At 60.8% G+C, this 22,973-nt stretch carries 20 protein-coding genes and 1 pseudogene; 7 read left to right on the top strand and 14 right to left on the bottom strand.

The features are described 5' to 3' along the window. Window positions 1–192: 192 nt before the first annotated feature. The 12 genes and pseudogenes from ACHPFG_RS10805 to ACHPFG_RS10750 form a co-directional block, all read right to left on the bottom strand. Window positions 193–2,598, bottom strand: coding sequence for a TonB-dependent siderophore receptor (locus tag ACHPFG_RS10805; RefSeq protein ID WP_431702354.1), 2,406 nt, complete (start codon window positions 2,596–2,598; stop codon window positions 193–195). A gap of 97 nt (window positions 2,599–2,695) precedes the next feature. Then, entirely contained in the window at window positions 2,696–3,649 is a 954-nt protein-coding gene (locus ACHPFG_RS10800; RefSeq protein ID WP_431702353.1) for a FecR family protein, read from the bottom strand. Window positions 3,650–3,678: 29 nt separating this feature from the next. Continuing rightward, window positions 3,679–4,179 carry a sigma-70 family RNA polymerase sigma factor gene (locus tag ACHPFG_RS10795; protein WP_131700030.1) on the bottom strand — a complete coding sequence of 167 codons (501 nt, stop codon included), beginning with the start codon at window positions 4,177–4,179 and terminating at the stop codon, window positions 3,679–3,681. 91 nt (window positions 4,180–4,270) lie between these two features. Next, the gene (locus tag ACHPFG_RS10790; RefSeq protein WP_145337073.1) at window positions 4,271–4,906 is read right to left on the bottom strand and encodes a CGNR zinc finger domain-containing protein; all 636 of its coding nucleotides are present in this window, start codon (window positions 4,904–4,906) and stop codon (window positions 4,271–4,273) included. 96 nt (window positions 4,907–5,002) lie between these two features. After that, entirely contained in the window at window positions 5,003–5,617 is a 615-nt protein-coding gene (gene cysC / locus ACHPFG_RS10785) for an adenylyl-sulfate kinase (protein ID WP_431702352.1), read from the bottom strand. Then, window positions 5,614–6,843 (bottom strand): MFS transporter, encoded by a 1,230-nt coding sequence (locus tag ACHPFG_RS10780; protein WP_431702351.1) that lies wholly within the window; start codon window positions 6,841–6,843, stop codon window positions 5,614–5,616. The genes cysC and ACHPFG_RS10780 overlap by 4 nt, the downstream gene beginning before the upstream one ends. Window positions 6,844–6,853: 10 nt before the next feature. Beyond that, on the bottom strand, window positions 6,854–7,624 hold the full coding sequence (locus tag ACHPFG_RS10775) for a class I SAM-dependent methyltransferase (RefSeq protein WP_131700034.1): 771 nt from the start codon (window positions 7,622–7,624) through the stop codon (window positions 6,854–6,856). 7 nt (window positions 7,625–7,631) lie between these two features. Further along, the gene (locus ACHPFG_RS10770) at window positions 7,632–8,768 is read right to left on the bottom strand and encodes a hypothetical protein (RefSeq protein WP_131700035.1); all 1,137 of its coding nucleotides are present in this window, start codon (window positions 8,766–8,768) and stop codon (window positions 7,632–7,634) included. Continuing rightward, entirely contained in the window at window positions 8,765–9,490 is a 726-nt protein-coding gene (locus ACHPFG_RS10765; protein ID WP_431702350.1) for an SDR family oxidoreductase, read from the bottom strand. Before ACHPFG_RS10765 ends, ACHPFG_RS10770 begins: the two co-directional genes overlap by 4 nt. A gap of 10 nt (window positions 9,491–9,500) precedes the next feature. After that, window positions 9,501–10,229: a sulfotransferase family protein gene (locus ACHPFG_RS10760; protein ID WP_431702349.1), complete on the bottom strand. Its 729-nt coding sequence runs from the start codon at window positions 10,227–10,229 to the stop codon at window positions 9,501–9,503. Beyond that, window positions 10,226–11,449: a transaldolase family protein gene (locus tag ACHPFG_RS10755; protein ID WP_431703461.1), complete on the bottom strand. Its 1,224-nt coding sequence runs from the start codon at window positions 11,447–11,449 to the stop codon at window positions 10,226–10,228. Before ACHPFG_RS10755 ends, ACHPFG_RS10760 begins: the two co-directional genes overlap by 4 nt. A gap of 123 nt (window positions 11,450–11,572) precedes the next feature. Further along, window positions 11,573–12,163: pseudogene (locus tag ACHPFG_RS10750) on the bottom strand (HAD family hydrolase); the annotation flags it as partial. Between the two features lie 253 nt (window positions 12,164–12,416). On the opposite strand from ACHPFG_RS10750, the gene ACHPFG_RS10745 reads away from it, so the two are divergent. The 3 genes from ACHPFG_RS10745 (at window position 12,417) to ACHPFG_RS10735 (ending at window position 16,020) form a co-directional block, all read left to right on the top strand. Then, the gene (locus ACHPFG_RS10745) at window positions 12,417–13,217 is read left to right on the top strand and encodes a glucose 1-dehydrogenase (RefSeq protein ID WP_431702347.1); all 801 of its coding nucleotides are present in this window, start codon (window positions 12,417–12,419) and stop codon (window positions 13,215–13,217) included. Beyond that, window positions 13,210–15,036 (top strand): glycoside hydrolase family 15 protein, encoded by a 1,827-nt coding sequence (locus tag ACHPFG_RS10740; protein ID WP_145337070.1) that lies wholly within the window; start codon window positions 13,210–13,212, stop codon window positions 15,034–15,036. The genes ACHPFG_RS10745 and ACHPFG_RS10740 overlap by 8 nt, the downstream gene beginning before the upstream one ends. Before the next feature lie 84 nt (window positions 15,037–15,120). Then, a complete protein-coding gene (locus ACHPFG_RS10735; protein ID WP_131700040.1) occupies window positions 15,121–16,020 on the top strand; it encodes an alpha/beta fold hydrolase in 900 nt (299 codons plus the stop codon). Here the strand turns inward: ACHPFG_RS10735 and ACHPFG_RS10730 are convergent. Beyond that, window positions 16,017–16,985, bottom strand: coding sequence for a GlxA family transcriptional regulator (locus tag ACHPFG_RS10730; protein ID WP_431702345.1), 969 nt, complete (start codon window positions 16,983–16,985; stop codon window positions 16,017–16,019). The genes ACHPFG_RS10735 and ACHPFG_RS10730 overlap by 4 nt on opposite strands. 90 nt (window positions 16,986–17,075) lie before the next feature. Here ACHPFG_RS10730 and inhA point away from each other — a divergent pair, with 90 nt between their 5' ends. After that, window positions 17,076–17,756, top strand: a complete 681-nt coding sequence (gene inhA / locus ACHPFG_RS10725) for an isonitrile hydratase (RefSeq protein ID WP_431702344.1) — start codon at window positions 17,076–17,078, stop codon at window positions 17,754–17,756. Window positions 17,757–17,767: 11 nt separating this feature from the next. Here the strand turns inward: inhA and ACHPFG_RS10720 are convergent, their stop codons facing one another. Continuing rightward, on the bottom strand, window positions 17,768–18,397 hold the full coding sequence (locus ACHPFG_RS10720) for a LysE family translocator (protein ID WP_431702343.1): 630 nt from the start codon (window positions 18,395–18,397) through the stop codon (window positions 17,768–17,770). A gap of 160 nt (window positions 18,398–18,557) precedes the next feature. Here ACHPFG_RS10720 and ACHPFG_RS10715 point away from each other — a divergent pair, with 160 nt between their 5' ends. The 3 genes from ACHPFG_RS10715 to ACHPFG_RS10705 all read left to right on the top strand — a co-directional run bounded on the left by ACHPFG_RS10715 (window position 18,558) and on the right by ACHPFG_RS10705 (window position 22,603). Beyond that, window positions 18,558–19,073 (top strand): sigma-70 family RNA polymerase sigma factor, encoded by a 516-nt coding sequence (locus ACHPFG_RS10715; RefSeq protein ID WP_431702342.1) that lies wholly within the window; start codon window positions 18,558–18,560, stop codon window positions 19,071–19,073. Next, on the top strand, window positions 19,060–20,010 hold the full coding sequence (locus ACHPFG_RS10710; protein ID WP_431702341.1) for a FecR domain-containing protein: 951 nt from the start codon (window positions 19,060–19,062) through the stop codon (window positions 20,008–20,010). The genes ACHPFG_RS10715 and ACHPFG_RS10710 overlap by 14 nt, the downstream gene beginning before the upstream one ends. 106 nt (window positions 20,011–20,116) lie before the next feature. After that, the gene (locus ACHPFG_RS10705; protein ID WP_431702340.1) at window positions 20,117–22,603 is read left to right on the top strand and encodes a TonB-dependent siderophore receptor; all 2,487 of its coding nucleotides are present in this window, start codon (window positions 20,117–20,119) and stop codon (window positions 22,601–22,603) included. Window positions 22,604–22,973 lie beyond the last annotated feature (370 nt).

Raw genomic sequence — 22,973 nt, 5'->3', positions numbered from 1 at the left:
CTCCAATACGGTGAGCGCAATCTTCAGCCGGGCGCTCCAACCATGAAGTCGAAGCTTGTCAGCTAGCCCATGTGTGGCTTTTTGTCGGAATCGGTTCCTGATCAAGCAGCAAGATGCACCGAAACAATGTAGGAAATGAGCAGAAGAATCGCAGCCCGGCCAAGGACTGCGATATGTCCAAACCGGGACGGATCAGAACCCGACGCTGGCCTGAACGAAGAACGTACGCGGTTCGCCCAGGTACAAGCCGGCATTGTTATCACTGGAACGGGTGTAGTGCTGCTGGTCGAAGATGTTTTTCACGCCGACGCCCAACTTCAGGTTCGACAACTGTTCGCCGAAGTCATAACCGCTGCGCACATTGACTGAAACATAACCTGGGATATCGCCGAACTGCCCGTCCGCCGTGCTTTGGGTGATGTAAGTGCTGGTGGTACCCGGTGCGCGTTGGCCGGACTGGGCGTACACATCCAGGTTGTGGGTCCAGTGATTGATGTCGTAACGCAGGCCCAGGGTGGCCACCTCACGGGAGTACAGCGGCAGGTCACGGCCCTTGAACGGTACGTCGCCTTCGGAGGTGGCTTTGGTGTAGGTGAAGCCGGCATTCGCCGTGAGGCCGTCGAGGCGCGAGTCCAGGTTCGACAGGTCGTAGTGGGCCGAGGCTTCGATACCCGTGTGTTGGGTAGCGCCGAGGTTGGTCCAGCCCACATCGTTGCTGACGTATTGCAGCTCATCCGAGAAGTCGATGTAGAAGAATGTCAGCTCGCCGCCCCACACGCTGTCGCTGTAGCGTGTCCCCACCTCGTAGGTCTTGGCTTTTTCCGGGTTCAGGCCGTTGGCGGTCTGGTCGCCGGTGCCGCCCTGCCCGAGTTGGAAGTATTGCAGGCTGCCAAACGAAGTCTCGTAGTTGGCGAACAGTTTCCAGGCATCGGACACGTGGTACATCACGCTCAGTGCTGGCAGCGGTTCGTTGTTGTGGATTTCGCGGCGTTTTTCCTGAGTGCGAGTGCCGTTCAACGCAACCACCGGGCGGTCGTGCCATTCGGTACGGATGTCTTCGAAGCGAATACCCGGGGTGATGGTCCACTTGCCGATATCGACTTTGTTATCGATATAAAAGGCGCTGGCCTCGGTGCCACCGGTGCGGTCCTGGTAGACATGACCATCACTCTGCCCGCCCGGTGTCGGTACGTTATTGACCAGGTTGAGGCTGGTGGCCTGCTCGTGCATGCCTTCTTTGAGGTAGCGATAACCGACGCTGACTTCCTGGGTGCTGGGGCCCACGTCGAACACATGGGACGCCCGTGGTTCGATGCCGAAGGTGTAGTAGGTGCGCGGGTAGGAGCCGAGGGTTTTCAGGTCGCGGTTGGCGATGTTGCTGCCACGGAAGCTGTCGGAATAGTAGGTCAGCACTTCAGCCTGGGTACGGTCGTCGATCTGCCGGATGTACTTGAAGGACACGTCCTTGCGGCGGCCGCTGAAGTTGTCCCAGTCACGCACCGATTGGTAGGGGTTGGCGTCGAACTGCTTCTGGGTCAGGCCACCGGGCATGTCGGCGCTGGCGTCGTAATAATGGAAGTTCAGCGAGAAGTCGTCTTGGTCGGTCGGCGCCCAATGGGTCTTGAAGATCACGTCGTCGATATCGTTGCCGTTGTTGCTGTTGCGATAGCCGTTGCCATTGACCCCGGAGTACAGCAAAGCCGCGCCGATGCCGTTATCGGCCGTGCCGCCGATAAAGGCGTTGTCGATGTGCTTCCAGCCGCCGTGGGCCGAGGTTTGCAGGGTGCTGCCGACTTCGCCGGAGAACTTCTCGGGAATCGCACGGGTCACAAAGTTGATCACGCCACCGACGTTCTGTGGCCCATAACGCACAGAACCGGCGCCGCGCACCACATCGATGCTGTCCAGGTTACCGGCGGAAATCGGTGCCATCGACAATTGTGGCTGGCCATACGGGGCGAACGCCGCCGGTACGCCGTCGATCAGCACGGTGGAGCGTGGCGACAGCCTCGACGTCAGGCCGCGTACGCCAACGTTGAGGGAAATATCACTGCCGCCAGTGCCGTTGGATTCCTGCACCTGCACGCCGGGCACGCGGCGCAGTACGTCGCCGACGTTCATTGCGCCCTGCTCGACCATCGCTTCGCGACGGATCACCGTGCGCGCGCCGGGGTGGTTCTGCACCACGTCGGCGTCGGCATCGCCGAGCCAGTCACCGACCACCTTGATATCGGTGGTGCCCAGTTCCAGAGGCGAGCCGGCTTCTCCGGTGCCGTTGCTCAGCGGGCGCAGGGTCACGGAGCCCGCGTCGATCTGGTAATCCAGGCCGCTACCTCGCAAGAGCTGGCGCAGGGCTTGTTCAGGGGAAAGGTTGCCGTCTACCGCCGGCGCCTGCTTGCCGGCGACCAGATCGGGGCTGAAGAACACTTGCAGGGAAGTCTGCTGGCCCAACTGGCTCAGCGCCGCGCCCAAGGGTTGGGCCTGGATATGAATACCCTCGGCAGCGTAGGCCATAGGCAGGGAGGCACTGACAGCGAGCACCAGCGCCAGAGGTACCCAGCGGGAGATTTTATTGTGATAGGCGGCAAGTTTTTTCACGTCGAACCTAGTCCTGTGATCGCAAAAGTACACGGCTGTTAATGCAAACCAGTTGCAGTTGCAGGAGAAGACGAAGAACTCGAAAAAAACCTGAATGTCAGCGTGAAATAATTTCCTGGCTGCCGTCCGGCAAGGTGCGCAGTGCGACCGGAAGGATGTGTGGCAGGGCCTTGAGCAAGGCATCGGTGTCGTCGGATTTGAACACGCTGGTCAGGCGCAGGCGACCCACAGCCGGCGTGCCGACCCGCAGCGGTTGCTCGCGGTAGCGGGACACTTCCCGGACGACTTCACTCAGCGAGGCGTTATTGAAGACCAGCTTGCCGTTACGCCAGGCAGTCAGTTCCTCGGTGTTCACGTCATAGGCCGCTGCCACCCGCCCTTTGCTGTCGACCTGGGTACCCAGGCCTGCCGTCAGCGTCACCACGTTGTCCACAGACTGCCCCTGCACCTTTACGGTACCTGCCTCGACCACCACGCGGGTCTGGTCATCATCGCGGCGGACATCGAAACGGGTGCCGGTGACCGTCACCTGCCCTGCCCCGGCATCGACCACGAAGGGCCGGCGGGTATCGTGCTCGACGCTGAACATCGCCTCGCCCTGCTTGAGTTCCACGCCGCGCCGGTCCTTTTCATAGTGCACCGCGACCACGCTGCGGCTGTTGAGGTCCAGCACTGAACCGTCGGGCAACGCGACCTGGCGATGCTCACCCACACGCGTACTGAACTGGGCACTGTAGGGTTCTGGATGATCAAGCCCGCTGAATAATCCCAGGCCCAAGGCAGCAGCGACGACACTTGCGGCCACCGCATAACGCAACACGGCTTGGCGCTTGGGGCGTTCGGCCGGCCCATCACAGAGCGCCTGCAAGCGGGCCTTGGGCAGCAGGTCAGTGGCGCTCCACATTCCCTGCAAGACATCGAATTCGTATGGGTGATCGGGATGCTCATTGCGCCAGGCCTCGAACCGTTGACGCTCAGAGGCGCTCAGTTCGCCGTCTTGCAGGCGTACAAACCATTGCGCGGCTTCGTCGCGGGCACGGTTATCCATCATGGAAGGTCCTGTTTCAGAGCGAGCGTGTGTCATGGGGCCATCGCGTCCAGGCGGTCACGCAAATGCCGCAGGGTGCGGATCATATACTTTTCCACCATATTTTTAGACAAGCCCAGGCGCTCGGCGATTTCCTGCTGGGTCAGGCCCTCGATCTTCTGCCAGATGAAAATCCTGCGGCAGTTGAGCGGCAACTCGGCCAAGGCCCGTTCGATAGAGTCCGCCAACTGGATCGCGTGCATGAAATGCTCCGGGTCGCCGCCGTGGGGCTGGCGCTGATCAAAGGCTTCCAACGCCATGGCTTCCCGCCGATCTTCGCGTCGGTAGGCGTCCACGGCGATATTTCGCGCAGTTTGATGCAGGTAAGCGCGCGGTTGCTCTACCTGGGAGGCGGTTGTCTCCAGCACTCTCACAAAGGTGTCATGGGCCAGGTCCTCGGCCTGCTGACGATTTCTCAGGCGGCGTGTCCAGGTTCCGATCAACTCTTCGTAGTGCTCGAAAAAGCCTGTTCTGCGGGGCGGCTGAGGGATCATCGCGGGAGCACTGGGGAGGCGGGGCGTGAATAGTAATGCTTCCTATTAAGCGGAGCAATTGCTACCCGTCGACCGCGACACTGCCTGGAGACTAAAGCGCCTGTTTAAGGCGACTCAATTTCTCCCGGCTGCCGCACACGCTCATCTGGCACCATTTGCGCAGTTTGTTCTTGGAGATATCCAGGAATAGCCAATCACAGTCTGTGGCCGTGCAGCACTTCAAGGCGCGAAGATCACCGGACACCAGCAATTGCGTGGCCTCGATTGCCAGCCGCCCGATCAACATTGCACTCAGTTCCTGGGCAGAGGTGCAGGTTTTCCACGCCCAGGCCGGCGTCCCGTCAACCGTGCGCAGTACACGCCAGGCGGTGCCTTGCTGGAAATTCAGGTTGATCTGCTGCAAGGCGTCATCAGGCGCAGCCTGACGCAAGGACAACGGATAAAACACGGCATACAGGCATTCGCGGAACGCAATGATGGCGTCCAGATCCGGTTGGTAGGAAATAGGCGACTCAAACACCATGGCCTTGTATTCAGCGAACTCCTGGGCGGAGATCAACGAGGCGTGCAGCGCCCATTCAATGAAGAACTGAAAACTGGTGAGCCGCTCTTCCATTACCTTGAGCGGCGACCCAGGGCGGCGGCCGTTGGTTGTATTGATGAAGTCCAATACCTGGACCCCGCCAATCAGACGGATGGATTTTGCAGTGCCGGTGAAATGCGTCATGCCTGCTCCTGAAAAAACTCGGTATGGCTGCGATGGCGCAGATTACCTTGTTTTCTGAACGTGCAGGCACCGCCACCTCGGCACGAAGACCAGCGGCTATGTGCGCTCGTCGTTGCGGGCCATCCAATCGAGAATAGTCGCGACAGACTGTTCGACAGACAGCGCCTGGGTGTCCACGTGCACTTCTGGGAAGATCGGCACGTCGTAGTTCGAATCAATACCGGTGAAGTGTTGGATCAGCCCCAGGCGGGCTTTTTTATACAAGCCTTTAGGGTCACGTTGTTCGGCTGTTGCCAGCGGCGCGTCCACATACACCTCGACAAAATGCTCATTGCCGACAATGGCGCGCGCGTAATGCCGGCTGGCCGCCGACGGAGAGATCAGCGCCACGATCACCACCAGCCCAGCGTCCAGCATCAAGCGCGCCACTTCGGCGACCCGCCGGATATTCTCAGTGCGGTCGCTGTCGGTAAAACCCAGGTCCCGGCACAAGCCGCCGCGCACCGAGTCGCCGTCAATGATGCAGGTCAAGCGCCCCTGTGCCTGCAAGGCCCCGTCCAACGCATCGGCAATCGTCGACTTGCCGGCAGCCGAGATGCCCGTCATCCAGATGACCAAAGGCTTTTGCGGTATACGCGAGCGTTCGGCGCCGAGATGGCTGAACGCAAACGCATGCAGATTCCGGTCTGGACGTTCCGCAAAATGACTCATGGCCGCTCACCCTCCGTCACCGCCACAGGCGGTTTACCCAACAGGAACACCATCACGCATTGCACGAACAGCAACAGCGCAACCACCCAGTAGACGGTCGAGAACGAGCCGGTCAGGTCCTTGGAAAAACCGCCCAGGAAGTTGCCGCACACACCACCCAGGCCGATCAGCACATTGGCAATACCAAATGCCTGGGTCAGTCGGCTGACCGGCACGATTTGCCCGATGTAGCTGGGGACAAGCCCGAAGATGGGGTAGAACGCCAGCGCAAACAAAAATGCCGCCAGGTAAAACAGCGGGAGGCTGTTGAAGCTGAACACCAGGGTGGCGGCCAGCCCCGCACTCAGAAAGCACATGGCCAGCGACGCCCTGACGCCCACCTTGTCGGCAATCCATCCCACCAGAAAGCCCGAGGCCATGCCCACCGCGCCGATGGTGGTCCAGACAAACCCGGCGTCCTGCACCGACACCCCCAACTCATCCCGCAGGAACGGAGCCAGGTAAGTCTGGAACGGCAACAGCGCCATCCCATTCAAAAAGGCAATGGCCCAGGTCAGGTACAGCGAGCGACTCAACCAAGGTGCGTGGCTGTCGAAGGCCGTCGAACGCTGCCCGGAAAAGCCGGCGTCCTTGTCCGCAACCATGTTGCGCAGCAGAAACCAGGCCACCACGCACAGGGCCACCGAGATCAGGCCCGCAGTGAGCCAGATCGAGCGCCAACCACCCTGCAGGGTGAGGAACGACACCAGCAAGCCATTGATGAACACGCCGTAGCTGGTGCCACTGGAAATCAGCCCCATGACCCGCGAGCGATTACCCGGGCTGAAGCCCTTGGTGACAATCTCCGCCAGCGGGATGTACACCGAGGCCGAGCAGCCGCCGAGCAAAATCAACAGCGCCCCGGATAACCAGACACTGTTGCTGACACTCAGCCCCAACAGCGCCAGGGATGTCATCACCGTCGACACCAGGCTGATTTTCCAGCCTTCGAAAAAACGGCTGATATAACTGGTGACCGATGAAAAGAGCAGGAAGCCGATCTGCGCGCCGCCGGTGATCAGGCCCACCGTGGTGTAGTCGAAACCGATGTCGCGGCGCATGTCCACCACCAGGTTGGCGAACAGGTAAACGCCAAACCCGTAGGTGCTGGCCACGAACCCGGTCAACACCACCGCCAGCACGACGCTGTCCAACGGGCGCGCGCTACTTTGTACCCATGTGCTCATCAGGCTCTCCTTAAACGGCGCGCGCCGTGTGGATGACAAAATCACAATTCATCATGTCGTAGTCACGCTGGAAATCCCCGTAACTCTCATGGGCGGAAAATCCGGACTTGAGCACCTCCCCCTTCAACTCGCCCGGCAACAGCGGATAGACCTGCAACCGGTACTGCTCGGCGTTATCGAACGAGTAGATGAACTCACACACGTGTTCATCGACCTGCCCCAAGCCAACGGATGCGTGTGTACCGCAGTAATAGTAATTACCGCTGGATTTGAACTTGCCTGCGCGAATGGCAAAGAAATTACGTTGATCCACAATCAGCAAGCCGCCCGGATTGAGCAATGCCCTGAACTTCTCCAGCACCTCCAACCGTTCATGGGCTGCAAACACATGGCACAGCGAACTGCCCAGGCACACCACGGCATCGAAGCGCCCGAGCTCAGCAGGATCGAGGGACTGCCAGTCCCGGTAGTGCGATTCGATCGCCAACCCGCGTTGCCGAAAATTCTCCCGGGCCTTGGTCAACATCGTGCTGCTGCCGTCCGTAGCGACGACATCAAACCCCGCCTGTTTAAGCTGTACCGCATGAAAACCACTGCCCGTGGACACGTCGATCACTGACTTCACGCCGTGCTGCCTCAGCAGGTTTTCAAAGAACCCGTTCTCACCCGCCTTTCTTTTCTCCCAATCGATCAAATCATCCCAGCGTTCGACGAATTTTTTCGAGTATTGCGTTGCGTAACTGGCGACTTCGCTGCGCTTGTGCACCGACATCTGATTCATCACACACCTACCAGGTTGAATGTTTGAAAGACAGGTATTTGCTCGACAATTCGTGGGCAAACTCGGCGGACTGTTCGATGGACATGGTTTTCTTCGAGTACCCCAGCATCGCCTGCATCACCGCCATGCATTGCGGGTTATAGGTGACAGAGCCATCGCAATGAATTTCATCGATGCCATCCTGGCTCTGGCAGATGGTATTGATGCGCACCGCTTCGTCCTGGGGGCATTCGGCGCTGAACTGCACGTTGATCTGCCCCTCCTGCAACCACACCGGATAGCCGCCCGGCAACCCCAGCGGGCCGGGCGCGTGCACACGCACCGGCGTGGGCGAAAACAGCCCTTCGATCACGGTGACGGCCGAGCACGCCGTGAGGAACTGCCCATCGATACCGCCCAGGCGGCGGAACTCGGATTTAACCGTGGAAAAAATCGCTTCGGCCGGCAGGTGCGTCACGGCCGGGCGGTCGCGAACCTCATACAGCAAGCGGTAACTGGCACGCGGGGGCAAGCCGCCGCGCGGCACGTAGTGGCTGAAATAGTGCTGGGCATACAGGCACACCTGCACATCGGCAGGCTCGCACTCGAGCAGCCGCGCGATGGAAAATCGCACTGCCGGGATCAGGTTGGCCACGTTGCCCACCCCGATATCCGGCGCCAGACCGACCCTGGCCAGGATCGGGTTGACCGCATCGGGAAAGGCCGCGTTGACTGTCCTGGTCACGATGCCGGAGGCTTTTACCGCCTGCATCAAGTGATGCATCAGCGTCAGGTGCATGGGAAGCCAGGGGCCGAACTGCGCCTGGTCGAGTTGCTCGAACGAGAGCTTGGGCAACCCGGTAATTACCCGCCACGATTGCAACGACGCGCAGTTCACCACCAGGTCCGGCGCCTCTTCACGCAGCACCCGCGTCACCCGGTCGATATCGGTGAGGTCGGCGATCACTGGCTTGATTGCGATGCAGTGCCCCAACTGCGCACACGACAATGCGACCAGGTTGCACAGCCGCAAGGTCGTGTCTTCATTACGCCCCAGCACCACGAATTCAAAGGCATTTTTCGGCCCGAGAATCTTCAGGATCTGCAGGCACAGGTTGCCTGCGCCCACCAGCAGCAGTTTCTTCTTGGGGGTTGACGGGCTCATCGTGGGTAGGCTCCGTTGTCCACCGCAATGACCTTGCCGGTGACATGACGCATGGCATCGCTGATCACCAGCAAAATGACCTCGGCAACGCCGCCGGGCAGGATCGGCTCCTTTAGGATTTCCTGGCGCGCGTACTCGGCGCGGCGGTATTCGGGGATGGTGTCGTAGATGGCGGTGTCGTGGATCAGCGCCGGCGACACCGCGTTAACCCGCACGAACGGCGCGAAATTCCAGGCGTTGGCTTTGGTCAGGCCGATCACTGCCGCCTTGGTGGCGCCGTACAAGGCATCGCAACTGCCCACTTCGCCGGCCACAGAGGCGATATTGACGATGCTGCGCGGCGCTTCGTGTTTCATTTCCCGTTCGGCGAAGTCTTTGGAGAGATAAACCAGTGCCTTGAGGTTCACCGTCAGGATTTCGTCCACTTCAGCATCGGAATAGGCGTAGACGCTTTTGCCGTGGTAAATACCAGCGTTATTAACTAAGGCATGAATCGTTGCGTGGCGCTCGTACAGTGCAGGTATAAAACCCTTGATCAGCGCATTATCAGAAAAGTCCGCGACATGGGTTTCCAATACATTCGCCGTGTAAGTGCGCTGTAACGCACACAGGCCTTCGGCGTCCTTGTCGGCAGCGATAACGAAATAACCCGCCTGGATAGCCTTTTCCACAGTAGCCCGGCCAATCCCATTGGCCGCACCGGTGACAATCAACTTTTTCATACAACAATCCTTATTGGCAAAATTCATTCATGCGTGCGTAGAAGGGGCGGTGGTATTCGTAAAGGGCTTTTAATTTTGGCGACTGATCGAAAACGTCCATATCGATAGGTGGTGTGTGCGGCAACGCAATGCGCTCACTGTTCTCCGCCGCCACATGCCAACTTCTCCAGGTTTTCCACTGTCGCGGGCATTCGCGTTTCCATGTCATGGCGTGGGGCAAAAATTCAATCTGCAAGTAGTCACACAGTTTACGAATGACACGCTCCGGCTCCGCGGCAAGGTCATCGGCATTAATCACATAAGGCACTTTTCCGATGAGTTTGGTCACCACGCAGAAAATCTCGTACAAGGCTTTATGCCCGATGGCCTGCACGGGCATATCGGGGTGTACCCGGTAATGGGAAATAATGCTGCTGGCGGGCTCGCGAATAATAAAAATATTGTGTTGTTGCGCCAGGAAGTTCCGGTCAACTTTCAAGTCATCCAGGCAGTGGTAACACATGTCTTTGTGAAACACATTGGCACTTTCCCGGGCCTTGAGCAGTTGCTCTTTTATGCCTTGATACGTGGTGGGCAAACTGTGATCCCACTCATCCGAAGGAATCACTGAATCTGCGGAAAATGCCATATGCGCAAACGGCTCGTGGAAGACCTCAAAATCCCCCCGCTCGATAAACACACGCTCCAGCACCGTGGAACGGGAACGCGGGTGCGCCCACAACCCGACCATCTTGTTCATGCCAGCACCCCATATTCAGCAGCCAGGATGGCGTTGAGCGAGCGTGCGAAAGGCTTCGCTACCGGACACAGGCGCACGCAGTAATCGGTCAGGCGCCGATGCGCACTGTTGGCCTCGTTGCAGGCGTTGATAAACGCCTCATGATTGCCAAAGTCGTAGGGTTCGATGCTGTCGATGAAATAGGCTTCGCAGAAGTACGGAATGCGGATGAGCCTGGCGAACGTCTCCGCCGGCACCTGTTGAGGTTCGCGGGCGGGTGCCACCGGCTTGCCGTGGCTTTCACGCTCGATCAGAAATTCCACCACGTCCGGCGTCAGCGTGTAGCACGTGGTCGTCAGCCCGGTCTTTTCCAGGTGCCAGCAGTGCTTGTGGCCACGCTCGTCAACGTCGACCTTGATACTGGAAAGCAGGGTTTTGACCGGCACTTTCGAGCCCGCGACCAAGGCCTGTATCTGCTGGTAAATCATTAGCTCGGCCCAGCGCATGTCCTCCGGCCCCAGCGCCAGGCCACGCTCGGCGGCCTGCAAGGCGAACTCGGGCTGGCAGGAAAAACGCCCGATCATAAAGGTGATCACATACTTGCAACGGCCGGTGTCGACACCATTGCGGCGGGCACTGGCGATGCCCCGCTCTATTGCCTGGATTCCGGCCTGGAACTGCGAAACGGTGAAGCAGAACGTGATGTTGACCGAAACGCCTTGGGCCACCAGGTGTTCGATCGTCGCGAAACCCTCCAGGCTGCCCGGCACTTTCACCATCACGTTCGCGGCCAGGCGATGCAGCTCCAGGCCTCGTGCGATCATGCGTTCGGTGCACCGCACATCCGAAGGATCGACCTGGGCGCATATCCAGCCGTCGGCCTGAGCCGATTGAACCCACAGTGGCTTGAGCGTCGAGGCACCTTCAGCAATCACTTCGTTGTACAGCTGCTTGCGCAATTCCCTGGGAGACAGGCTGGCCAGATTAAAACGCGACGACCAATACTCTTTCTTGTCGAGGATCGCCGCCGTCACCAGCCGGGGGTTGGTGGTCACACTGCTGAATCCCCAAGGCTGGGAGAGATCCTGCGGCATCAACTGTTCGATATGGGCGGCGGCCGCCGGGTACTTGTCCAACAAATGCTTTTTATACGGTGCGTACACCACGGGCGACGAATCCCACCACACCTCCGAACAGGGATCATTACGTTTAAGTCGCTCTATATAACCCAGTGTGCCCACAACACTTGCTCCTTGAGTAACTTGATCAATGAGGGTCGGTAACTCACGCATATCGGCAAACGGTAACGCGCCGGCTTCGGCCAATATTCGATGTCGAGACACCGGACCAAAACCCAGGACTTGTATAGTGGCTGCAACGGCGGCTTGAACCCCTGTGACACTGTCTTCAATCACCAGCGCGTCACAGGGCTCAACGTTGTAAGTTTCACACGCCGTTAAAAACACCAGCGGATCAGGCTTCCAACGCCCCAATTCATAACAACTGAATATTCGCCCCTCGAAATAAGGCAACAACCCCACAAGGCGTAAACACTGTTCGATCTTATTGCGCGGCGCACTCGAGGCCACGCAACAGGGAATCTCCAGCACGTTCAATACGTCGAGTATCCCATCGGTCGCTTTTACATTAAGCGTCAATGCTTCCAGCGCTCGAACTCGGAAGTCCTCTTCAAACTGTAGGGGCAAACAAACACCCAATAACTGTTCTGCCTCGCGCAGACAATCGGCAATCTTTCTTCCACGAAAGTGCTCAATGAAATACGCACTATCAAGTGTTGTGCCGTCCTGTACCTGAGCATTAAGCATGGCGATCAATACAGACAGGGTGATCTCTTCGCTTTGGACGAGTACACCGTCGCAATCGAAAATAACTAACTTAGGCAACGTCGTAGCTCCCTGCTCTGGTAGTTCCCCTATAGCTGCCGATAAACACATAGGCATCTCTTATAGGTGACTCCGCATGACTTCCGAACTACCAGCGGAACGGGTTGAGGTGTGCTTATAAGACACGGGGCAAAAAATCCTGTCAAACGCTTTTTAGCGGTTTTTTAGTATCTTATGGTTATTTTTTATTCTTCTGTTATTCCATTTTTCACCATGGTTGTAGTCGCTAATTTCACACGGCTGAACTTCCGTTACGCGCCGTCAGTCAGCTACTTGAACTCACGAATTTAAGGCCGGGTGGGCAATGCGTATCTCGTTGGAGCAACAAGTAGCACTGGTCACGGGCGCCAGTTCCGGTATCGGCGCCGGTGCGGCCAAGGCTCTGGCGCAAGCCGGCGCTGCGGTGGTGCTGAATTACAACAGCCAGGCCGCGCCCGCCGAAGCCTTGGCAGAGCAGATCAATGCCCAGGGTGGCCGGGCGATTGCCATCGGCGCCGACGTGTCTAAAGAAGCCGATGTAGACCGCCTGTTCGCAAAGACCCTCGAAGCGTTCGGCCATCTGGACATCCTGGTGGCCAACTCCGGTATGCAGAAGGACGCAGCCGTGGTCGACATGACCCTCGACGACTGGAACGCCGTGATCGGCGTCAACCTCACCGGCCAGTTCCTCTGTGCCCGTGCGGCGGTGCGCCTCTTCAAGCGCCAGGGCATCCGTGAAGGCGTATCCCGTGCCGCCGGCAAAATCATCCACATGAGCTCGGTGCACCAGTTGATCCCCTGGGCCGGCCATGTGAATTACGCGGCGTCCAAGGGCGGCGTGGACATGCTGATGCGCACCCTCGCCCAGGAAGTCAGTGAACAGCGCATTCGCATCAACGGCATTGCGCCGGGAGCGATTCGTACGGCGATCAACCGTGCTGCCACCGAAGGTGCGGCGGAAAAAGAGCTGCTCAAGTTGATCCCGTATGGCCGGGTCGGCGACGTAGAGGACGTAGCCAACGCCGTGGTATGGCTGGCCAGTGACGCCTCGGATTACGTGGTCGGCAGCACCCTGTTCATTGATGGCGGCATGAGCCTTTACCCGGAGTTTCGTGACAATGGTTGATTTGAAAAACGAACCACAAAGCGCCATCGACGCCCACGGCATCATCGGCGATATGCGCAGCGCGGCGCTGGTGAACGATAAAGGCAGCATCGATTTCTTCTGCTGGCCGGAATTCGACAGTCCGTCGATCTTCTGCTCGCTGCTGGACACCCCCGATGCCGGCATTTTCCAGCTCACCCCGGACCTGCCCAACGCCCGTCGCGAACAGATCTACCTGCCCGACACCAATGTGCTGCAAACCCGTTGGCTCAGCGATGAAGCCGTGGTGGAAATCACCGACCTGCTGGTCATCAGCGAAGAGATCGACGACTTGCCCCTGCTGATTCGCCGTGTACGCGTGGTCAGCGGCACGGCCACCCTCCACCTGCGCTGCGCCGTGCGCCATGACTATGCGCGCGCCCCCACCGAGGCGAGCCTGGATAACGCCAGCATCTGTTTCAACGCCGATGGCCAGCCGGGCATGCGCCTGTGCGGCAGCCATCCGTTGCAGATCGAAGATAACGCCGCCGTGGCCCGCTTCACCCTGGATCAGGAAGAAGGCGCCGAGTTCGTACTCGGCGGCCAGGACGATGAACGTGTGGACAGTGGCTGTACCGACCTGGCGCTGGACCACACCTTGAAGTTCTGGCGCGGCTGGATCGCGCAGTCGAACTACCGCGGGCGCTGGCGCGAAATGGTCAACCGCTCGGCCCTGGCCCTCAAGCTACTGACCTCGCGCAAACACGGCGCAATCATCGCCGCCGCCACCTTTGGCTTGCCGGAAACCCCCGCCGGCGAACGCAACTGGGACTACCGCTACACCTGGATCCGCGACGCCTCGTTCACCGTCTACGCCTTTATGCGCCTGGGCTTTGTCGACGAGGCCAACGCCTATATGCGCTGGCTCAAGGGCCGGGTCAGCGACTGCTGTGGGCAGCCGACCAAGATCAATATCCTATACGGCATCGACGGCCGCCAGGAGCTGCCCGAAACCGAGCTGAAGCACCTCAGCGGCCACGGCGGCGCCAAGCCGGTGCGCGTCGGCAATGGCGCGGTCGACCAGGTCCAGCTGGATATCTATGGCGAGTTGATGGACGCGGTGTACCTGGTCAACAAGTACGGCGAAGCCATCTCCCACGAGGGCTGGAAACACACGGTGGAAGTCGCTGACCAAGTCTGCGAAATCTGGAACCAGAAAGACGTGGGCATCTGGGAGATGCGCGGCGAGCAGCATCACTTCCTGCATTCGCGGCTGATGTGCTGGGTGGCCCTGGACCGTGCGATCCGCCTGGCCTCCAAGCGCTCGTTGCCGGCGCCGTTTGCGCGTTGGGACCAGACGCGCCAGGCCATCTACGCCGACATCTGGAGTAACTTCTGGAACGAAGAGCGCGGGCATTTTGTGCAGCACATCGGCAGCACCGCACTGGACGGTTCGATGCTGCTGATGCCGCTGGTACGCTTTGTCGCCGCCACCGATCCGCGCTGGCTGAGCACGCTGGAGGCGATCCAGAAAAGCCTGGTGCGCGACGGCATGGTCTACCGCTACCGCAACGACGACAACGCGATCGACGGCCTGCAAGGCACCGAAGGCGCGTTTGCCGCCTGCTCGTTCTGGTACGTCGAGTGCCTGGCCCGCGCCGGGCAAGTGGAGAAGGCCCACCTGGAATTCGAACAACTGCTGCGCTATGCCAACCCGCTGGGTCTGTATGCCGAAGAGTTCGACAGCCAGGCCCGACACCTGGGCAATACGCCCCAGGCGCTGAGCCATCTGGCCTTGATCAGCGCGGCGACGTTCCTGGACCGCAAGCTCAGTGGCGAGAAGACTACCTGGCAGCCCTGAGATCCAGTCAGCGCCCTGTCTTTACAGGCAGGGCATCCCGTCATGTCTTTCGACTAGAGTTTCAACACCTGACAGGAGCCCATCATGACCACCGTCCCCCCAATGCTCTACGTGCGCACCTCCATGCTCGATGTGGCGTATGAAGCCCATGGCCCCACCGACGGCGAGCCTGTAATCCTGCTGCATGGCTTCCCCTACGACCCTCGCGCTTATGACGAGATCGCGCCGGTGCTGGCCGAACGCGGCTACCGGGTGCTGGTGCCGTACCTGCGCGGTTACGGCCCTACGCGATTTATCAACGCGCAGGTGATGCGCTCCGGCCAACAGGCGGCGCTGGGCAAGGACTTGCTGGATTTCATGGATGCGCTGGCGATCCCGCGGGCCACCCTGGCGGGGTACGACTGGGGTGGGCGTGCCGCGTGTATCGTCGCGGCGCTGTGGCCCGAACGAGTACGCGGGCTGGTAACCGGCGATGGCTATAACATCCAGGACATTGCCAGGTCGCTCACGCCACGGGCGCCGGCGACGGAGCATCGGTTGTGGTACCAGTTCTATTTTCACACCCAGCGCGGTGTGGACGGGCTGACGGCCAATCGCCGCGAACTCTGTGAGTTGCTGTGGTCGTTGTGGTCGCCGTCCTGGGCCAAGGGGCCGGGGCTGTATGGGCAGACGGCGCCGTCATTCGATAACCCGGATTTTGTCGAGGTGGTGATTCACTCCTATCGCCACCGTTTCATGTATGCGCCTGGCGATCCGGCGCTGGAAGCCATCGAGCAGGCCCTGGCGCGGCAACCGGCGATTGCGGTGCCGAGCATTTCGCTGTGCGGTGCCGATGACGGCGTAGGCCCGCCGCCGCAAGAAGATGACGACGTGAAGCATTTCAGCGCTTTTTACCAGCGCCGGGTGTTGCCGGGTGTGGGCCACAATATTCCCCAGGAAGCGCCGCAGGCCACCCTTGACGCCCTGCTTGAATTGCTCGCCTAGGCCACCGGCGAGAACCGCTCGCGGTAGGCCTGGGGCGTCACCGACAAGGCCCGCATAAAGCTGCGGCGCAAGGTTTCTTCACAGCCAAACCCACACTGCACGGCGATGCGTTTGATCGACGCCGTGCTATCGGCCAGTTGCCGGCGCGCGCTTTCGACGCGGATCAGTTCCACCGCGCGCGCGGGCGTCTGGCCGGTTTCGGCGCGGTAGTGGCGCACGAAGCTGCGCTCGCTCATCCCAGCCTGGGCGGCCAGGGTCGGGATACTCAGGTCGAGGGTCAGGTGCTCGGCTATCCAGGCATGCAGCTCGGTGAAACGGCTGCCGCCCTTTTGCAGGGACAGGGTCACGCTGAATTGCGACTGGCCGCCGGGGCGCTTCAGGAACACCACCAGGTGCCGCGCCACTTCCAGGGCCACGGCGCGGCCCAGGTCTTCTTCGACCAGGGCCAGGCAGAGGTCGATACCGGCGGTCACACCGGCGGAGGTCCACACCGCGCCCTGCTGGATGAAGATCGGATTCGGCTCCACGGTCAGCGCCGGAAACTTGCGCGCCAGTTCTTCGCAACGGGTCCAGTGGGTGGCGACGCGGCAACCATCGAGCAAGCCACTGGCCGCGAGCAAAAACGCGCCTGTGCACACCGAGGCCATGCGCCGGGTGTGCCGGGCTTTTTCGCGCACCCAGTCCACCAGCGAAAGGTCTTCTGCGGCGCCGTACACCCCCCAGCCACCCGCGATTACCAGGGTGTCGCAGGGATGGTCGACCGCGGGCAACGACTCGGCCAACAGCGCCAGGCCCGCGGAGGTCATGACCGGTCCGGCCTGGTCGGCGATCACCGTGACCGCGTAAGGCAACGGCACGCCACGCTGGCGCGCCAGGTCATTGGCCGAGGCAAACACCTGCAACGGCCCGGTGACGTCGAGCACCTGGGCATTATCGAAAGCGAGTACGTGAACGATTCTGGGCATGATTGGCGTGATTCGTGGGCTCAATGGCGTATTCGCCAAAGCCTAGGCCGCTAGAGTAAAGCCGTCTACCCCTTTCTCGGAGCTTCATTCATGACCTTGCAGATCGGCTTTCTGTTGTTCCCCGGCATTCAGCAACTGGACCTGACCGGTCCCTACGACGTGCTGGGTTCGCTGCCGGACGTGAAGCTGCACCTGGTGTGGAAGGACCTGGCGCCGGTCACGTCCAGCACGGGCCTGGTGTTCACCCCGACCATGACCTATGCCGACTGCCCGAAGCTGGATGTGATCTGCGTGCCCGGCGGTTCCGGCGTGGGCGCATTGATGGAAGACCCGCAGACCCTGGACTTCCTCAAGGCCCAGGCGCAGACCGCGCGCTACGTGACCTCGGTGTGCACCGGCTCGCTGGTGCTGGGCGCGGCGGGGTTGCTGCGCGGGCGCAAGGCGACGACGCACTGGGCCTACCACGACATGCTCGCCCCGCTCGGCGCCGTCCCGGTACAGGAACGTGTGGTGCGTGACGGCAACCTGTTCACCGGGGGTGGCATTACCGCAGGTATCGACTTTGCGCTGGTGCTGGCGGCGGAGTTGTACAGCGAAGCAGCGGCGCAACTGGTGCAGTTGCAGATTGAATACGCGCCGGCGCCGCCATTCGATTCAGGCAGCCCCGACACAGCGCCCACGCATGTGCGGGAAGAAGCCAACAAACGCACTGCCGAATCGCGCAGAGTGCGCGGTGAAATCGTCGCGCGGGCGGCTGCACGGTTGGGCTGAACCTGTATAAGTCAGGCGGGACGAGACATCACCGCCAGACGCACCGCCAGCACGGTCAGCACCGTCGCCAAGCCCCATTTCTGTAGCCTGGCGCCTTTTGGGCGCCTGGCGAAGAAGCGGCTCAGCGCCCCGCCGAAAATGCCCAGCAGCACGTGAAACACCCCAGCGATCAAGGTCAGCACGCCGCCCAACAGCATCAATTGCACGGCGATGGAGCCGGCCTGCGGCCGTACGAACTGCGGCAAAAACACCACAAAAAACAGCAACGCCTTGGGGTTGAGCAGGCTGTTAAGCATCGCCTGCAGAAACACCCGGCCAAGGGGCACGCGGTGCAGGGAGGCAGGGTCCAGCCCAGGTTTTTTCTGCAGGGTTTTGAACACCAGCCACAGCAGATAGACCACCCCCGCATAGCGGATCACGTCAAAGGATGGCGGCCAACTGGCGACCAACGCCGTTATCCCGGTGGCGGTCAATGCGGTCAGCAGCATGTCGGCCACACCGATGCCCAGGGCCGAGGCCACTCCCCCGCGCCAGCCGTGGGTGACGCCATGGCTGATCACAAAGGCCATGTTCGGCCCCGGGGATAACAGCAACAGCAGAACAGCACCTGAAAAAACCGCCAGGGTCGCAAGGTCGATCATGCTCAAGCCTTCCACCGGAAAAAGCCTGCAGATTAGTGCGTGCCCCCAGGGCAAACAAAAAATTGTGCTGGATACATTGTTCATCGGTAATTGCGAATGGCCACGGCCAGCGTCTAGAATGCGAAACATTATCAATTAAGACTGCTGCGCCAGGATGCCCATGTCGAGCGATCACCCACTGGACCATGCCGCCATCGGCCAGCTTTACCACAGCCATCACTCCTGGCTGCGCGGCTGGTTGAGCCGACGCACCGGTTGCCGTGAACGTGCCGCCGACCTGGCGCAGGAAACCTTTGTGCGCCTGCTCAACGCACGCAAGCAGCAGGCCGTGCTGCAGCCGCGCGCGTACCTGAGCAGCATCGCCCGCAGCTTGATGATCGACCAATACCGGCGCCGTGAACTGGAGCGCGCCTACCTCGAAAGCCTTGCGCATTTCCCCCAGGCCGACGTGCCGTCGGAAGAAACCCGCCTGCTGATTCTCGACAGCCTGGAACGTATCGACCGCCTGCTCGACCAGCTCAAGCCGCGGGTGCGTGAAGCGTTCCTGCTGGCGCAACTGGACGGCATGACCTGTGCCCAGATCGCCCTGCGCCTCGCGGTGTCCAAGGCCACGGTGGAGCGTGACCTGTCCAAGGCGCTGCACGCCTGCTATCGGTTGCGCTATGCCGACCTCTGACCCGCGCCTGGTCGACCAGGCCATCCAATGGATGATCAAGCTGCGCTTCAACGTCGCCGACGACGCCAGCACCGCTGCGTTCGAGCGCTGGCTGCACACCAGCGCCGAACACCAGCAGGTCTGGCAACGGGTGGCGACGATGAATGATGAGTTCAGCCACCTGCCCGCGCAGGTCGGTCGCCACGCCCTGCACGGGGCGCGTCGACGTATCAGCCGGCGTGAAGGGTTGAAGCTGCTCGGCCTGGTGGCCGGTATGGCCGGACTGACCTGGTTCGGCCGCGACTACACCCCGCTGCCCGCTTTGATGGCCGACTACCGCACTGCCACCGGCGAACGGCGTTGGGTGGCGTTGAACGACGGCAGCCGCCTCCAACTGAACAGCGCCAGCGCATTCGACACGACGTTCAATCAGGAGCGGCGCCTGGTGCAGTTGCGCCAGGGTGAAATACTGGTCAATACCGGTGCCGACACGCGGCCCTTCTGGGTACAGACCCGTGACGGTTACCTGCGCGCCCTCGGCACGCGCTTCCTGGTGCGCGAAGACGCCCAAGGCACCATGCTCGCCGTGCAGCAGGGCACGGTGGCGGTGTTTGCCGACAACCACGCCGCCGGCGCGCGCCAAGTGATTAACCCCGGCGAACAGGTGCTGTTCGACCGCAGTGGCATTCGTTCTCTCGTCGCCAATGGCCTGGACCCTTGGGCCTGGAGCGATGGTGTGATCAGCGCCCGGAACATGCGCCTGGATGCTTTCCTCGCCGAGCTGGGCCGCTACCGCAACGGCCTGCTGCGCTGCAGCGAAGCGGTGGCCGGGTTGCGGGTGTCGGGCACTTATCAGTTGGACGACACCGATCAAGTGCTGGGCCTGGTAGCGCAATCACTCAAGCTCGATGTCACTTACCGCAGCCGCTACTGGGTGACCGTCACACCGCGCGTCTAACTTTCTCGAAAATAAATGAGGTGAATTCTCATTGCCGCTCGACCTGTAAGGAAAGGCCGATCAACAGGCCGGTTCTGTTCACTTCCTTCAGGAGCATCCCGCGGTCATGCAAGCGTTCCCCTCCCCACGTTCACCCCTCAAGCACGCGGTGCACGCCGCCTTGCTCGGCGCGTGCCTGAGCTGCGCAACCGCGCCGCCGTTCGCATGGGCCGAAACGCCGGCCAGCGACACCCAGGCCCGCGACTGGAACATCGCCGCCGGTCCCCTGGCCACGGCACTGGACCAGTTCGCCCGCCAGGCCGGCATCAGCCTGTCGTACGACGCCACCAGCGTCGCCGGCAAGACCAGCCCGGGCCTGAGTGGTCGCCTGGACCGCGAGCAGGCGCTCGGCCAGTTGCTGCGTGGCCAGGGCCTACAAGCCCAGCGCCAGGGCAACAGTACCTGGCTGCTGTTGCCGCAAGTGGCCGACAGCGGCGCGCTGAACCTGGGCGCCACCACAGTCACCGGTGAGCGGTTGGGCGCCACCACTGATGGCACCGGCGCCTACACCACGGGCGCGGTGACGATCGGCAAGGGCGAACACAGCCTGCGGGAAACGCCGCAATCGGTGAGTGTGATGACCCGCCAATTGATGGATGACCAGAACCTCAGCACCATCGATGACGTGATGGAACGCACGCCCGGGATCACCACCTACGAATCGCCCATGGGCGGCAAGTATTTTTATTCCCGTGGTTTCAAGATGCTCGGCCAGTACCAGTACGATGGCGTGCCCCTGGACATGGGCAAGGACTACGTGCAGGCCGACAGCTTCAGCGCGAACATGGCGATCTATGACCGCGTGGAAGTGCTCAAGGGTGCCGCCGGCATGCTCAAGGGCGCCGGCACCGCCAGCGGCGCGGTGAACTTCGTGCGCAAGCGGCCCCAGGCCAAGCCCACCACCAGCCTGTCGCTGTCCGCCGGCACCTGGGACAACTACCGCGCCGACCTCGACACCGGCGGCCCGCTGAATGACAGCGGTACGGTGCGCGGCCGCGCGGCGATCAGCCAACAGAATCGCGGTTCCTACATGGACATTTCCAAGCGCCAGGACCAGGCATTCTACGGCGCCCTGGATGTCGATCTCAGCGCCGACACCACCCTGGGCTTCGGCGCCAGCCATGAAGACGTCGACGCCACACCGTGCTGGGGCGGCCTGCCGCGCTATGCCGACGGCAAAAGCGCTCACCTCAGCCGATCCACCTGCCTGGGCCAATCCTGGAACGACTGGCAAAGCCGGCGCACCACCTTCTTCGCAGACCTCACCCACCACTTCAACGATGACTGGAAACTCAAGGTCGCGGCCGTGCACAGCCGCAACCTGCAAGACACCAAATACGCCGCCAGCGAAGGCACCATTGCCTATGACAACCCGGCACCCACCGCCAACTCCTACGCCGCGCTGATGGACTACGACCACAAGGACTTCGGCCTCGACGCCTATGTGGACGGCAAGTTCGAAGCCTTCGGCCTGGAACACGAACTGATCCTTGGCGCCAATGGCAGCCGTGGTACCCAGGACGATGTGTACGCGATCCAGAACCTGCCCAGGCGCCAAAGTATCTACCAACCCGACCACCATTTCCCGGAGCCGGCCAACAGCACTTTCTGGCCGAACATGTATCGCGGCGGCACGGTGAAGGAAACCGCCACCCAGTACGGCGCCTACACCACCTTGCGCCTGCGCCTGGCCGAGCCGTTGATGTTTATCGTAGGCAGCCGCGTGAGCTGGTACGAGAACCGCCGCCAGTCCAACAACCTGGCCTGGGGCGAGTGGGCCTTGCAGGATGCACGCACCCGGGAAACCGGTGAAGTGACGCCGTTTGCCGCACTGATCTACGACCTCAACGAGCACCTGTCGGTGTACGCCAGCTACGCGGATATTTTCCAGCCGCAAAGTTCCTATGCCACGCTTGATGGCGCCGCGCTCAAGCCGAAGATCGGTGACAACTATGAGCTGGGTATCAAGGGCGAATGGTTCGACGGGCGCCTCAACAGCTCCCTGGCGCTGTTCCGCGCCGTCGAGAAAAACGCGGCCGAATCCGACTACATCGCCCAGTGCCCGACCTCTGCCGACGGTTATTGCTACACCGACAGCGGCAAGGTGCGCGCCCAGGGCGTGGAGGCGGAAATCAGCGGTGAAGTCCTCGAACGCCTGCAGGTATCCGGCGGCTATACCTACACCCAGACCAAGTCCCTGAAGAACATCGATACCGTCCTGGAGGGCGGCACGTCCAACACCTACGTACCTCGACACATGCTGCGCATGTGGGGCGACTACGAGCTCGACGGCGCACTGTCAAAATGGAGCGTGGGCGCCGGGGTCAATGCCCAGAGCAGCAATTACCGCGTGCAGACCATCAAGCTCGAACAGGCGGGTTACGCGACGTGGAGTGCACGCCTGGCCTACCGCGTAGATGACACCTGGACAGTGGCGCTCAATGGCAACAATCTGTTCGATAAAACCTACTACAACACCGTCGGAACAGCCTCCTGGGGTAACTTTTATGGCGAGCCGCGTAATTTTACGGTGAGTTTAAAAGGCAACTTCTGATCCGGCGAAAGTCCCGCTGGCAGGGCACTTAGTACGCCCTGCCGGCCTCTCCTTGCGCCACTTTTCCTACTGCCTTTCGAAAAGGTTTTCCCATCAAACAGGAAAAATCTCACATTTGTTTCTACACTCAAAAACACACCCCATCAGCGAATGACCCGACAAGGAATGTCAATAAAATGCCGATAGAGTCACTGATAAACCTGTCTAGCATGCCGCCTCCGCAACACGGTCAATTCATTGACTGACACATAAAGGGAACACGCCTTTAGTCGCCACCCCCGCAAGACCATTCAAATGGATAGCCAATTTTGGAGTATGCATTTGGATTGATAGTTGCGTATTACCCAGAGTTTCCGCAGTTCCAAGTGCC

Origin of the sequence: Pseudomonas sp. BR20 (genome assembly GCF_050780135.1) — a bacterium.
Lineage (GTDB): Bacteria > Pseudomonadota > Gammaproteobacteria > Pseudomonadales > Pseudomonadaceae > Aquipseudomonas.
This window is presented reverse-complemented; position numbering and strand designations above follow the sequence as displayed.